Source organism: Leifsonia aquatica H1aii (genome assembly GCF_000633535.1).
Lineage (GTDB): Bacteria > Actinomycetota > Actinomycetes > Actinomycetales > Microbacteriaceae > Leifsonia > Leifsonia aquatica_A.
Window position 1 is genome coordinate 116,156 of the sequence record NZ_AYMR01000001.1, and the last position, 12,848, is coordinate 129,003.

The 12,848-nt window shown below is 69.7% G+C and carries 18 protein-coding genes; 7 read left to right on the forward strand and 11 right to left on the reverse strand.

What is annotated here, in order from left to right; translation table 11 throughout:
• Positions 1–17: 17 nt before the first annotated feature.
• A complete protein-coding gene (locus U870_RS0100485) occupies positions 18–818 on the reverse strand; it encodes a TrmH family RNA methyltransferase (protein WP_025155455.1) in 801 nt (266 codons plus the stop codon).
• Positions 819–918: 100 nt separating this feature from the next.
• On the opposite strand from U870_RS0100485, the gene U870_RS0100490 reads away from it, so the two are divergent.
• Positions 919–1,257, forward strand: coding sequence for a hypothetical protein (locus U870_RS0100490; RefSeq protein WP_162819065.1), 339 nt, complete (start codon positions 919–921; stop codon positions 1,255–1,257).
• Positions 1,258–1,409: 152 nt separating this feature from the next.
• Here U870_RS0100490 and rplT read toward each other — a convergent pair whose 3' ends face one another.
• The 3 genes from rplT to infC are packed head-to-tail and all read right to left on the reverse strand — an operon-like array spanning position 1,410 to position 2,679.
• Entirely contained in the window at positions 1,410–1,796 is a 387-nt protein-coding gene (rplT, locus tag U870_RS0100495) for a 50S ribosomal protein L20 (RefSeq protein WP_025155457.1), read from the reverse strand.
• 32 nt (positions 1,797–1,828) lie between these two features.
• Positions 1,829–2,023 carry a 50S ribosomal protein L35 gene (rpmI, locus tag U870_RS0100500; RefSeq protein ID WP_021765188.1) on the reverse strand — a complete coding sequence of 65 codons (195 nt, stop codon included), beginning with the start codon at positions 2,021–2,023 and terminating at the stop codon, positions 1,829–1,831.
• A complete protein-coding gene (gene infC / locus U870_RS0100505; protein WP_081815121.1) occupies positions 2,023–2,679 on the reverse strand; it encodes a translation initiation factor IF-3 in 657 nt (218 codons plus the stop codon). Before infC ends, rpmI begins: the two co-directional genes overlap by 1 nt.
• A 266-nt stretch (positions 2,680–2,945) precedes the next feature.
• Between infC and U870_RS0100510 the strand changes: the two genes are divergently transcribed.
• Positions 2,946–3,332 (forward strand): DUF1844 domain-containing protein, encoded by a 387-nt coding sequence (locus tag U870_RS0100510; protein WP_025155459.1) that lies wholly within the window; start codon positions 2,946–2,948, stop codon positions 3,330–3,332.
• 4 nt (positions 3,333–3,336) lie between these two features.
• A complete protein-coding gene (locus U870_RS0100515) occupies positions 3,337–3,669 on the forward strand; it encodes an MmcQ/YjbR family DNA-binding protein (protein ID WP_025155460.1) in 333 nt (110 codons plus the stop codon).
• A 29-nt stretch (positions 3,670–3,698) separates the two neighbouring features.
• Here the strand turns inward: U870_RS0100515 and U870_RS0100520 are convergent, their stop codons facing one another.
• Positions 3,699–5,126 carry an amidase gene (locus tag U870_RS0100520; RefSeq protein ID WP_025155461.1) on the reverse strand — a complete coding sequence of 476 codons (1,428 nt, stop codon included), beginning with the start codon at positions 5,124–5,126 and terminating at the stop codon, positions 3,699–3,701.
• A gap of 81 nt (positions 5,127–5,207) precedes the next feature.
• On the opposite strand from U870_RS0100520, the gene U870_RS0100525 reads away from it, so the two are divergent.
• From U870_RS0100525 to U870_RS0100535, 3 genes are read left to right on the forward strand one after another with little or no spacing between them, the layout of a single operon-like run.
• Positions 5,208–5,570 carry a GntR family transcriptional regulator gene (locus U870_RS0100525; RefSeq protein ID WP_025155462.1) on the forward strand — a complete coding sequence of 121 codons (363 nt, stop codon included), beginning with the start codon at positions 5,208–5,210 and terminating at the stop codon, positions 5,568–5,570.
• On the forward strand, positions 5,567–6,484 hold the full coding sequence (locus U870_RS0100530; RefSeq protein ID WP_029947015.1) for an ABC transporter ATP-binding protein: 918 nt from the start codon (positions 5,567–5,569) through the stop codon (positions 6,482–6,484). Before U870_RS0100525 ends, U870_RS0100530 begins: the two co-directional genes overlap by 4 nt.
• Positions 6,481–7,257 carry a hypothetical protein gene (locus tag U870_RS0100535; protein ID WP_025155464.1) on the forward strand — a complete coding sequence of 259 codons (777 nt, stop codon included), beginning with the start codon at positions 6,481–6,483 and terminating at the stop codon, positions 7,255–7,257. Before U870_RS0100530 ends, U870_RS0100535 begins: the two co-directional genes overlap by 4 nt.
• 259 nt (positions 7,258–7,516) lie before the next feature.
• Here U870_RS0100535 and U870_RS0100540 read toward each other — a convergent pair whose 3' ends face one another.
• From U870_RS0100540 to U870_RS0100565, 6 genes are all read right to left on the reverse strand, one after another.
• Complete coding sequence (locus U870_RS0100540; protein ID WP_025155465.1) at positions 7,517–7,744, reverse strand: hypothetical protein; 228 nt, start codon at positions 7,742–7,744, stop codon at positions 7,517–7,519.
• Between the two features lies 1 nt (position 7,745).
• Complete coding sequence (locus U870_RS0100545) at positions 7,746–8,294, reverse strand: DUF2781 domain-containing protein (RefSeq protein ID WP_025155466.1); 549 nt, start codon at positions 8,292–8,294, stop codon at positions 7,746–7,748.
• A gap of 27 nt (positions 8,295–8,321) precedes the next feature.
• Positions 8,322–9,401, reverse strand: a complete 1,080-nt coding sequence (locus tag U870_RS0100550; protein WP_025155467.1) for a hypothetical protein — start codon at positions 9,399–9,401, stop codon at positions 8,322–8,324.
• Between the two features lie 90 nt (positions 9,402–9,491).
• Positions 9,492–10,070, reverse strand: a complete 579-nt coding sequence (locus tag U870_RS0100555) for a GNAT family N-acetyltransferase (protein WP_025155468.1) — start codon at positions 10,068–10,070, stop codon at positions 9,492–9,494.
• 35 nt (positions 10,071–10,105) lie between these two features.
• The gene (locus tag U870_RS0100560) at positions 10,106–10,798 is read right to left on the reverse strand and encodes a uracil-DNA glycosylase (protein WP_025155469.1); all 693 of its coding nucleotides are present in this window, start codon (positions 10,796–10,798) and stop codon (positions 10,106–10,108) included.
• A gap of 8 nt (positions 10,799–10,806) precedes the next feature.
• On the reverse strand, positions 10,807–11,325 hold the full coding sequence (locus U870_RS0100565) for a phosphoribosyltransferase (protein ID WP_025155470.1): 519 nt from the start codon (positions 11,323–11,325) through the stop codon (positions 10,807–10,809).
• 41 nt (positions 11,326–11,366) lie between these two features.
• Here U870_RS0100565 and U870_RS0100570 point away from each other — a divergent pair, with 41 nt between their 5' ends.
• Positions 11,367–12,839: an MFS transporter gene (locus U870_RS0100570; protein WP_025155471.1), complete on the forward strand. Its 1,473-nt coding sequence runs from the start codon at positions 11,367–11,369 to the stop codon at positions 12,837–12,839.
• The last annotated feature ends 9 nt before the right edge of the window (positions 12,840–12,848 follow it).

Here is a 12,848-nt window from a genome sequence, read left to right on the forward strand (position 1 = left end):
AGTCTGAAGGGCTCGCGTCAGGAGCGCTGCGCGAACGCCGATTCGTAGAGGCAGACCGAGGCAGCGGTCGCGAGGTTCATCGACTCCGCCTTGCCGTAGATCGGCACGGTGACCGCACGATCGACCAGCTCCAGCTGCTCGTCGTCGAGTCCGCGCGCCTCGTTGCCGAAGACCCAGGCGGTCGGGCGGGCGAGGTGGCCGTCCGTACGGGCGGCGAGCAGGTCCTCCCCCTTGATGTCGGCGGCGAGGACGGTCAGGCCCGCCGAACGGGCCCGGCCGATCACGTCGGCGAGGTCCGCGCCCACCGCGACGGGCACGTGGAAGAGCGAGCCGGTGGTCGAGCGCACCACCTTGGGGTTGTAGAGGTCGACGGTGCGCCCGGTGAGCACGACCGCGTCGGCCCCGGCCGAGTCGGCGGCGCGGATGATCGTCCCCGCGTTCCCCGGGTCCCGCACCTCTTCCAGCACGGCCACGAGCTTCGGGGAGTCGGCGAAGATGTCCCGGATCGAGGTCGGGAACTGCCGGCACACGGCCACGAAGCCCTGCGGCGTCACCGTGTCGGCCATCGTCTCGAGCACCTGCTCGGTGACGAACTCCACATCGACGCCCGCCTCGACCGCCGTCTGGGCGATGTCGTTGTACCGCTCCAGGGCGGTGGGGGTCGCGTACAGCTCCACCACGAGTTCGGGGCGGAAGCCGAGCGCCTCGGCGACGGCCTGGGGTCCCTCCAGGAGGAAGAGACCGGTCTCCTGCCGCGCCGTCCGCTTCGCCAGTTTCGCAACGGCCCGGACGCGCGGAGAGCGCGGATTGTCAAGCATGCGACCAGCTTAGGGGCAGGCCGCGGCCCCGGCCGGGAGCGGATCGAACCCATTCCGGCCGCGTCTCGTGTCCAGAGGAAGAGCCGAAGGAGGCCGGAGGATGCGAACCAGAACCAGAACCGCCGTGATCGTGGGTGCCATCGCCCTCGCCCTGAGCGCGGGCACGGCGGGTGCCGTCGCCGCCACAACCGCCCGCGGAGGTGCGGACGATCCGCCCGGTGTGGTCGAGGACCACGTCGGCACGCCGGTCCCCACGCCGTCGACCCCGGCGCCGCGTCCGACACCCGACGCCGTCCCGGCGCCCGCGTCGGCGCCCGTCCCGCCGCCCGCGGTCGACGACCACGGAGCCGACGACCACGGAGCCGACGACCCCGCCACGCACGACACCGGCGACGACCACGGCGGCCACGGCGCGGACGACACCGCCGCCCACGGCTGACCTCGCGATGGCACCGTCACGACCGCTTCCCAGCAATTCGCGGAGCGGGCGAGGCAGGGGCCGGGCCAGGCCCCAGCCGGGCCGGAGCGGGGCGGAGACGCCGAACGGCCCGGTCGACGTGCGTCGACCGGGCCATTCGGGAGTGCTGCTGCTTACGCGGCGGCCTTCGGCGCCGACGTGTCGGCGGGGAGGGCGTTCTTCGCGGTCTGCACGAGGGCGGCGAAGGTCGCGGGCTCCGTCACGGCCAGGTCGGCCAGGATGCGACGGTCCACCTCGACGCCCGCCAGGCCGAGGCCCTGGATGAAGCGGTTGTAGGTGAGGCCGTTGGCACGGCTCGCGGCGTTGATGCGCTGGATCCAGAGACGACGGAAGTCGCCCTTGCGCTGGCGGCGGTCACGGTACGAGTAGACGAGCGAGTGGGTGACCTGCTCCTTGGCCTTGCGGTAGAGGCGCGACCGCTGCCCGCGGTAGCCCTCGGCGCGCTCGAGGATGACCCGACGCTTCTTGTGGGCGTTGACAGCCCTCTTCACTCTTGCCATTAGTCAAACTTCCTTAAAACGTACGGGTGGGGTTACTTGCCGAGCATCCGGCGGACGACCTTGGCGTCCACCTCGGGCACGACCTGGTCGGCGTTCAGGCGACGCTTGCGGTCGCTGGACTTGACCTCAAGGTTGTGGCGCATGCCGGCCTGCTGCTTCATGACCTTGCCGGTACCGGTGATCTTGAAGCGCTTCTTGGCGCCGGAGTGGGTCTTCTGCTTGGGCATTACTTCTCCTCGTTGGTCGCCTGGGCGGGCGAACTCTCGTCGGACTGCGCAGTGTCGTCTGCGGCAGCAACCTCATCGGTGTCGCGGCCTTGGGCGCGCGCCTTCGATGCGGCACGTTGTGCGTTGGCCTCGGCCTTGGCCTCGGACTTGTTCTTGAGCGGGCTGATGATCATCACCATGTTGCGGCCGTCGATGGTCGGGTTCGACTCGACCTGGCCGAGCTCGGCGACGTCCTCCGCGAAGCGCTGCAGCAGGCGGACGCCCTGCTCGGGGCGCGACTGCTCGCGGCCGCGGAACAGGATCATGGCCTTGACCTTGTCGCCGGCCTTCAGGAAGCCTTCGGCGCGCTTGCGCTTGGTCTCGTAGTCGTGCTTGTCGATCTTGAGGCGGAAACGCACCTCTTTGAGGATGGTGTTCGCCTGGTTGCGCCGGGCCTCTTTGGCCTTCTGCGCAGCCTCGTACTTGAACTTGCCGTAGTCCATGATCTTCGCGACCGGCGGCTTCGAGTTCGGTGCGACCTCGACGAGGTCGAGGTCCGCCTCCTGAGCGAGCCGGATGGCGACCTCGATCTTGACGACACCGACCTGCTCACCGCTGGGGCCGACGAGTCGAACTTCGGGGACGCGGATACGGTCATTCGTACGGGGATCGCTGATGTTTGTCTCCTCTGATCGAGCGATGCTTCACAAGCCGCGGATCGTCGGGAGACGATCCGGCGAAAGAGGAGGTTCCACGCACCAGCACGGCCTGCGATGTGAATCGCAGGCCTGGTACAGCACCCTGACTACCTCCGCGCCGGAGCGCATCGGCGGAGTGCAACAACCCGGTAACCTGTAAGCGGTCAAGCGCGGGTGGGAGGAATCTCCACTTTCGTACCGGGACAGAAGTCCCGGAGCCCGAACGATTCTAACAGAGGAATGCAGTGAGCGACACATCCGGGGTCTTCTCCTACCAGGAGGCCGACAGCCAGCACCATGACGACTCGATCGCGGAGGCCACGCGCGACATCGCGGACGTCCCCGCCGTGGAGGTCATCACCACCACCACCGTGCACCTGATGAGCGCGGCGGCGGTCAAGTGCGGGCTCGCCGACGACCCCGACGCGCAGACCGACCTCGATGAGGCCCGCAAGCTCATCGACGCCCTCGCCGGCCTGGTGACGGCCAGCGCGGCCCACCTCGGCGACCAGCACGCGCGCAGCCTGCGCGACGGGCTGCGGTCCCTGCAGCTGGCCTTCCGCGAGGCCTCCCCCATCCCGGACGAGATCGGCAAGGGCCCCGGGGAGAAGTACACGGGGCCCGTCAACTGACCCCATGGACGCCGCCGCCGTGCGCGCCGTCGCCCTCGGACTGCCCGAGGTCGAACAGTACGAGCACGGCGGCCTCCCGGCGTTCCGGGTGCGCGGCTCCCGCTTCGCCACGATGCTCGACGCCGAGTCGTCGACGATCAACCTGATGCTCGGCGAGGCGGGGATCCGGGAAGCCGCCGCCGCCTGGCCGGAGCACTGCTCGGAGCGCTGGTTCGCCGGCAGGCTCGCCGCCGCACGCGTGGAGTTCGCCACGATCGAGCCCGCCCTGCTGCGCGAGCTCGTCACCGACGCGTGGCGCAATCGAGCGCCCGCTGCGCTGCGCCGCACCCTCGACTGACCCGTCGCGTGGATCGCCCGCCTGCCCGCCTACCAGCGCGCCGGGCGCCGGTCCGCCCAGCGCACCGTCCGTTCCAGCTGCGCCGCGAGCGAGAGCAGGGTGCGCTCCCCTCCGGGCCGGCCGATCAGCTGCACGCCCATCGGGAGGCCGGTGCCGGTCTGCGCGATCGGCAGCACGATGGCGGGGAGGCCGGTGACGTTCACCATCGAGGTGAACGGCGTGTACTGCACCTGTTGAGCGAAATTGTGCTCGCCGTCCTCGGCGTCGTACCAGCCGACGGGGCGCGGAGTCATCGCGAGCGCCGGGGTGAGCACGGCGTCGTACGACGACAGCTGGGCGATGAAGGAACGCTCGTACGCGGTCAGTGCCGACAGTGCCTCGCTCAGCTCGCGCGCGCCCAGCGCGCGTCCGCGCCGGACGAGCCACGAGGTCAGCGGCTCCAGGAGGTCGAGCGCCTCGCCCTCGAGCGGCACGCCCGCGGCGCCCGCCTGCCAGATCGTGCGGAAGGCCGGTGCGTACGTCGGGTCGGGCCGCAGCGCGGTCTCTTCCATGCCGTGCCCCATCGCTGTGAACGCCTCCACGGCAGCGTCGAGGGCGGCGCGCGCCTCCGGCGCGATGACGATCTCGTAGGCGTCGTCCCAGGCGGAGGTGGTCATGACACCGAGCTGGAAGCGGCCCTCGCCGCGGATCGCCGCGCCCAGGAAGGGGCCGTCGTCGTCGTACGGCGCGCGGAGTGTGTAGTGGTGGTCGATGCGATCGCCGACTCTGGCGATCATCCCGTCGAGGAGGAGGGCGGCGTCGGCCGTGGTGCGTGCCAGCGGCCCATCGACCACCAGGCCGCCGAGGGAGGCGATCCCGCTGCCCGCCGGCACGAGACCGCGCGTCGGCTTGAGTCCGACGAGTCCGCATGCCGCCGCGGGGATGCGGATGGATCCGCCGCCGTCCGAACCGGGCGCGAAGGGCAGCATCCCGCTCGCGACCGCGACGGCCGCGCCGCCACTGGACCCGCCGGCCCCGAGGGAGGGCTCCCACGGATTGCGCGCGGGTGGGGCGGCGAGTGACTCCGTGTAGGCCGGGAGTCCGAATTCCGGGGCGTTGGTCTTGCCGAGGCTGACGGCGCCCGCGGCGTCCAGGGTCTCGACGATCTCGTCGTCCTCGTCGGGCACGTAGCCGGCGAAGGCGCGGGAGCCGAAGCCCGCCGGCACACCGGCCCGGCGCCAGAGGTCCTTGTCTCCGGAGGGCAGCCCCCAGAGCGGCACCGTCTTCGGCACGCGCTCCGCCACCTCGTCCGCGCGGGCCAGCGCGGCGTCGCGCGTGACCGTGACGAACGCACCGAGCTCGGGGTTCAGTCGTTCGATGCGGTCGAGGTAGTGCGAGGCCAGCTCGCGGGGGGAGACGCGCCCGCTCTGCAGTTCCTGCCAGAGGGCGAGCGCCGTGAGCTCATGGAGGTCCGCCATACCGCCAGGCTATCCCGCTCTTGACAAACCCCGGTCAGGCTGGTTGGTTAGTTACATGAGTAATGAACCAAAGAGGTTCGAGTGATCGAAGAAGGCAAGCCGATCTTCCAGCAGATCGCCGAGCAGATCGAGGACGACATCATCGACGAGGTCTACCCCGCCGAGAGCCAGGTGCCGTCCACGAACGAGTTCGCCGCGTTCTACCGCATCAACCCGGCGACGGCCGGAAAAGGCGTCAACCTCCTCGTCGACGAGGGGATCCTCTACAAGAAACGAGGCATCGGAATGTTCGTCTCCGCGGGGGCTCGGGAGAGCCTGATCGCCAAACGCCGCGAAGCGTTCCGCGACGAATACCTCCGACCTCTCCTGGCCGAGGCCGCCAAGCTCGGCATCGACCCCTCCCAGCTCGCCCAGATGATCCACACGGAAGGAGTGCGCGCATGAGCGCCGCCCCCGCCCCGACCTCCATCGCCCCGGCGGTGCAGATCTCGGGACTCACGAAGAGATTCGGGTCGTTCACCGCGATCGACGATGTCTCCGTCACCATCAAGCCCGGCCGCATCCACGGCCTCCTCGGCCGCAACGGCGCCGGCAAGACCACATTGATGCAGCTCATCACCGGCCAGGACTTCCCCTCCTCCGGCGAGATCCGCGTCTTCGGGGAGCAGCCGGCCGAGAACGCGAGTGTGCTCTCGCACGTCTGCTTCATCAAGGAGAGCCAACGCTACCCCGAGGACTTCCAGCCGAAGCACGTGTTCCGCAGCGCACCGTGGTTCTTCGAGAACTGGGATGCGGAGCTGGCCGAGCGCCTCATCGACGACTTCCGCCTGCCGCTGAACCGCCGGATCAAGAAGCTCTCCCGCGGCCAGCTCTCGGCGGTCGGCGTGATCGTCGGGCTCGCCTCCCGCGCGCCGCTGACGTTCTTCGACGAGCCCTACCTCGGCCTCGACGCCGTCGCGCGCCAGATCTTCTACGACCGCCTGCTCGAGGACTTCGCCGAGCATCCCCGCACCGTCGTCCTCTCGACGCACCTGATCGACGAGGTCGCGAACCTGCTCGAGCACGTGATCGTGATCGACCAGGGCCGCATCCTGATGGACGAGGACGCCGAGGCCCTGCGCAGCTCCGCGACCACCGTGGTCGGCCCGCGTACCGCCGTGGACGCGTTCGTCGCACCGCACGAGGTGCTGCATCGCGACGGGATCGGCGGCCTCGCCTCCGTGACCGTCTCGGGCCTCAGCCCCTCCGACCGGGCCGCAGCCACCTCCGCCGGGCTGGAGCTGGCCCCGGTCTCCCTCCAGCAGCTCATCGTCCGCAAGACCAACGTCCGAGAGACAGAATTCGAGCAGAGCGCATGACCGCCATCGATCCCGGAGCCCTCGGGCTCCCCTCCTCCCCCGCCCGGCAGCACCGGGTGTGGCGCATCGTGCGCCTGAACCTCGTCAATAAATGGACCGTCATCTGGCTGCCCATCATGATCATGGGCTTCATCTGGCTGGTGAACTGGCTGATCTGGTGGATCATCTGGGCGGCGAGCGCCGGACCGGACCGCGCCACGGCCCTGGAAGGGACGCAGTGGAGCGGCGGCGCCTTCTACGTCTTCGTCTACATGCTCGTGATCGGCATCCAGGTCATCTCGGCGACGTTCCCCTTCGCACTCGGCTACGGCACGACCCGGCGCGACTTCTCGCTCGGCTCCGGCCTGACCTTCCTGCTGCTGTCGGTCGGCTACGCGCTGGGCTTCGCGACGCTCTCGGCCATCGAGGAGTGGACGAACGGCTGGGGGCTCGGCGGCCACCTCTACACGTCGGTGTACTTCGCCGGTCAGAGCTTCCCCGGTCGGTTCTTCATCGTCCTGTGCGGGATGCTGTTCTTCTTCGCCGTCGGCGCCTTCTCGGCCACGCTCTTCATGCGCTGGCGGATGAACGGCATCCTCGCGGCGGGCGCGGTGCTCGTCCTCCTCCTCGTCGGCGGGATCGCCCTCGTGACGCTGACGAGCACCTGGCCGGCGGTCGGCGACTGGTTCGCGACCACCGGATCGCTCGGCCTCGCGGCCTGGCTGCTCGTCCCGACGGTGCTCGCCGCGCTGGCCGGGCACGTGGTCCTCAGCCGGGCCACGCCCAAGAGCTGAGCCGCGGCCCCGCCCGGTTCCTCGCTGCTCCGCGGCATGGACGTGGCCCGGTCATCCCTCCTCGCACAGGGGGATGACCGGGCCACGATTGTTCATCGGCCTCACTCGGCCGGCCCCCGATCGGGTTCCGGTCGACGATGTCGTCTCTGGGAGACTACGGCGATCCATGCCGCCCGGACCGGTCGTGCGGGAGGTGCGTAGCCAGTTCATAGCCGGCTCCGAGGTTCCGCGGCCGCCGACCGGTCGACGCTGCGAACGCTCACGCAGAGCCGACGAACGCCTCCAGCGCTTCGTCGATCGTCCGCGCCGGCGGGATGTACGCGAACACCGCTCCGACTCCGGAGGGTTCGTATGTGCCGTCTGCGGCGACCGTGATCGTGCCGAGCAGCCTCCCGCGCCCGATCTGGCCTTCTTCGGGGAACGAGTGGTCGTAGACGGTGTAGACGTCGCCGTCCTCGTAGACGGTCAGGTCTTCCAGCAGGGGCATCTCAGAACCTCCTCGTGAACGGCAGGGGCTTCCGCATCCGGATGAGCAGAAGGAGCGGGACGAGCACGTACGGCCCGTTGTACAGCAGGAAGACGACGGGGTTCGGGGTCCGCTCCCCCACTGGCCCGAAGAATTCCACGCCGAAGATCGGGATCGCGGTGAGGCTGATGATCATCGTCGCGTAGATGACGGCGAACAGCTGGATCCAGTTGTAGCCCTTGACCAGGCAGACGATCAGCAGCACGTAGAACGGCAGGTAGACGAACGCGCTGGTCCCGGTGATGAACCGCAGCCAGAGCGGCTCGGCTTGATAGAGCGGGTCGTACTGCGACGAGTATGTGTAGTTCCACTGCGCCAGGATGTTGGTCGTCGTGGCGGTCTGCGGGATCCCGAGCGTCGGGATGGCGTCGCTGATGATGCACGTCACCACGAACAGCGAGAACATCACCAGGAAGAAGATGTCGATCGGGCGCCTGCGCAGCGGAAGATTCACCGGCGTCGCGAGAGCGGCGGAGGCGACCTGGCCGGTTCCGGGAGTCACTGTGCTCACAGCGCGAGCCTAGACCTGCCGGTCTGATCAGCCGCGGTATCCGACGTTGGCGAGTTCCTGCTTCGCGAGCGCGACCAGGACGTCCGGGTTCGCCGCGCTCCCCGTGTATGCGACCTGCACCCAGCCTCCGGCGGCGATCACGTCGAGCGTGTCGCCCGAGCGGAAGGCGGAGTCGCCGAGGCCGCTGACGTCGACCGCATCGGCCGGTCGGGTCGACAGTGCATAACCGGCGCCGCCCGGGAGGACCGACGCGCCGATCCCGGCCTGCTGGTCGGCTGACCAGGTGCACGAGTAGGAGTCGACCCGCGAATTCGTGCCCAGGGTCGAGAAGGCGTACTCGCCGTCGTCGGCTTTGACGACGTGGAGACCGGTCAGCCCCGAGGCGCTCTGGATCTGATCATGGGTCAGCATCGCATCGCAGTCGCCGGCGCCACTCAGCCCGGCCCCCGGAGGCTGCCACAGGGGTGCGGGTGCGGCGAGCGCGCGCACGACCGGGACGGACGCGGTGGCCAGCGCGGCGATCGTCTTCGATTGGGATTCGTAGGTCGGGTCCCCGTAGTCCCACACTCCTCCGATCACCGCGTAGTTCCCGGGGTAGGAGACGAAGCCGCACCACTGGTAGCCGGACGCGCTGCAGGACTCGACCGTATCGAGAACGCCTGCCACCGGAACGCTGCCACCGAACATGCTCCCGGCGAGTTGAGCGTCGACATCGGCGCGCGTCGCGTCGGGAACGACGGTGACCCACCCGTACAGAGCCTTCTCTGAAGCGATCCGGTCGGCAGGAACGCTCGACCAGACGCACGTGAGCACGCCCGCCCTGTCATCTGCATACCCAGCGGGGACACGGGGCGCCTCGACGGTGACGGGCTGCACGGCCGTGCGGAAGGCACCCGCGACGACGTCGGCCGGCACCAGTCGGTCGCACGTGGTGGGGACGCGGACGGTGGGCGCCGCCGCCACGGCCGGCGACGCTGTCGGCGACGCAGCGACCGCCGTCCGCGTCGGCGTGCCGGCCGGTGCCGGCGCCGAACAGCCGCTCAGCAGCACAAGACCGCCCAGCGCGGCGACGGCGAAGACGACGATGCGGGCACGACGAGCAGACATGTATTCCCCCTGAGGCATGCAGCACGAACGGTGCTGGTCATCGGACAATATCGCACGCCGAGGCCTCGTCACCGCGCGGATGCGGAACCGTTACTTGAGCGACTTCTGCAGCAGTACGGTGCCGAGCCAGCGGTCGAACTTGTAGCCGACCCGTCCCATCCGGCCGATCTCCTCGAACCCGAAGTTCTCGTGCATCTTGATCGACGCCTCGGCGCCCTTGTCGGCGATGACGGCGATCATCTCCTTGAGCCCGGCCGCCTTCGACCGGTCGATGAGTTCCTGCATCAGCACCGGACCGAGCCCCTTGCCGGTCGACGCGGCGCCGAGGTAGATCGAGTTCTCGACCGTGAACCGGTAGGCGCGCTTCTGCTTCCACGGCGACACGAGGGCGTAGCCGAGGATCTGCCCGCTCGGCGACTCCGCGACGATGAACGGCATGCCGAGCTTCTGCAGGTAGGCGAACTTGCTGCGCCACTCGCGCAGCGTCATGGCGTCCTCGTCGAAGGTCACCGTGCTGTTGGCGACGTAGTGGTTGTAGATCTCGCGCACGTGCGGGAGGTCCTCCGGGCGTGCTTCACGCAGCGTGTACTCGAAGGGGGCCTCGGCCTCCGCCGGCTTGCGCAGATGACGCGGCAGCTGACGGCGCGTCTCGTATTCCTCTTCCAGCACGACGACAAGCCTACGTCGCCCAGGTTGCGGGCGCGTTACGGCGCGAGCGACCAGTCGACCGGCTGCTGCCCGCGCTCCTGGAGCAGAGCGTTCGCCCGTGAGAACGGCCGCGAGCCGAAGAACCCGCGCGATGCGGAGAGCGGGCTCGGGTGCGGTGACTCGATCACCGGGTTGTCGCCGAGCAGGGGCTTCAGGGTCGAGGCGTCCCGGCCCCAGAGGATGGCGACGAACGGCCGGTCCCGCTCGACGAGGCTGCGGATCGCGTGCTCGGTCACGGCCTCCCACCCCGCGCCGCGATGGGAGGCGGGAGCACCGGGGCGCACCGTGAGGACCCGGTTGAGCAGCATCACGCCGGAGTCGGACCAGGCGCTCAGATCACCGTGTGCGGGAGGTGTGACGCCGAGGTCGTCGTGCAGCTCGCGATAGATGTTCTGCAGGCTGCGCGGCACCGGGCGCACGTGGCGCTCGACGGCGAAGGAGAGGCCGATCGGATGTCCGGGCGTGGGATACGGATCCTGCCCCACGATGAGCACGCGCACGTCGGCGAGCGGTGCCCGGAACGCGCGGAGCACGTCGGGACCGGCCGGGAGATAGGGGCGCCCGGCGGCCACCTCGGCGCGGAGGAACTCCCCCATCGCCGCGATACGGTCGGACACGGGTTCGAGGGCGCGCGCCCACCCCGGGTCCATCGACCCGTCGGCGGCCAGCTCGGCGAGCGTCTTCGCCACGGGATCGCTCAGTGCGCCGCGGTGACCGGCGGCAGCGCCGACCAGGGGAAGGTGATCCAGCGGTCGGTGCGCCGCCAGACGAAATCGGGGTCCAGCACGGTGCGCGGCTTGGAGTACAGGCACACCGTGCGCACCTCGGCTCCGGAGGCGGCGATCAGGTCAACGACCATCGCCAGCGTGCGACCGGAGTCGGAGACGTCGTCGACCAGCAGGACGCGCTTGGCGTCGAGGGCAGCGGAGTCGAGCAGGGGCGGCAGCACGACCGGCTCCGGCAGGCGCTCGTCCACGCCGGTGTAGAACTCGACGTTCAGCGCGCCGCAGGCCTTGATGCCCAGCGCGTAGGAGATCGCTCCGGCGAGCAGGAGGCCGCCGCGGGCGATCGCGATGACCATGTCCGGCTCGAACCCGGATTCGAGCACCTCGCCCGCGAGGTGGCGGGCGGCGTCGCCGAACTCCAACCAGCCCAGCACTTCCCGTTCGGTCTCTGCGAGAACACCTGCACCTGAGTCGTCGAGTTCGCTGGCCACCCCCCTACGTTACCCGCCCGTGAGCGGTGCTAGCATCCAGCATGACCTCAGAGAAGACCGTCGCCTCCCGCCGGGCCACCGTCGCGATCGGCGTCACGGCCGGCCTGATCGGGTGGCTCGCCCTCGTCGAGCTCACCAGCGGGATCCTGCAGGGGTACTACGTGCCGCTGATCTCCGACACGGTCAAGCATCTGGGCATCCACGACGCCGACTACAACTGGTTCGAGGCCGCGCAGCTGCTGCTCTCCGCCCTGGTCGTGCCGCCGCTCGCCAAGCTCGGCGACATGTTCGGGCACAAGCGCATCCTGCTCATCGCGACCGTGATCACCGCGCTGTCCACGTGGGCCCTCGCGTTCTCCGGCAACTTCGTCACCTTCCTGATCGCGTTCGCGTTGCAGGGCTTCTACGTCGTCTGGCTGCCCCTGGAGGTGGCCCTCATCTTCGACCGCGGGCGCCGTTCCGGCACGGGCGCGTCGCAGACCCGGCGCGCGGCGGGCCTGCTCGTGGTCGCCCTCGAGCTCGGGGCGATCATCGGCGCGGTCGGCGCCGGACTGCTCTTCGAGGCGGTCGGCCAGAACCTCAGCATCACCCTGATGGTGCCCGCGATCGCCGTCACCCTCGTCTTCTTCGCCATCCTCTTCGGTGTGCCGGAATCGGAGCCGACGCCCGACCGCAAGCTCGACGGGGTGGGGTTCATCCTGCTCACCCTCGCCCTGCTGCTCATCACCTCGGGGCTCACGTTCCTCCGCATCAACGGCGTCGGCACCTGGTGGGTGTGGGCGCTCATCGTCGTCGGGGTGCTGGCCTTCCTCCCGTTCGGCAGGTGGGAGCTCAAGCAGTCCGACCCGGCCATCGACCTCCGGGTGCTGCGCCGCCCGAACATGTGGCCCATCCAGCTCACCGCCGGCCTCGTCGGCATCAGCCTCCTGGGCGCGCAGGCTCCGCTCAGCACGTACGCGGGCACCGATCCGGTGAACGGCTACGGGCTCGGCCTCTCGGCCGGGCAGCGCAGTATCCTGATCGGCGCCTACCTGATCTCCATGATCGTCGGCGCCGTGCTGTTCCCGCTCGTGTCGTCGTGGCTGAGCCCGCGGATCACGCTGATCATCGCCGCGTTCCTCGTCGGGATCGGGTACCTGCTGTTCCTGCCGTTCCACCTGGAGACGTGGCAGGTGTTCACCAACATGGCCATCGCGGGCATCGGCTCCGGTGCCCTCGTCGGCGCCCTCCCCGCCGCCGCGGCCGCCGCCGCCCCGCGCGGCCAGACCGGCGTCGCCACGGCCATGACCAACACCACCAAGACCATCGGCGGATCGTTCGCGTCCGCCGTCTTCGGTGTCGTCCTGCTCGCGGGCGCGGCGACCGTCACCGCGACGGCGGCGAGCCTGTTCGGCTACATGCTCGTCTGGACCATCTGCGGACTCGGCGCCGTCGCCGCCGCCGTGCTCCTGTTCTTCGTGCCCAAGCTGGCCTTCGCCGACGCCGAGCCCGTTCCCGCCGCCCCCATCGTTTAACGAGCGAGA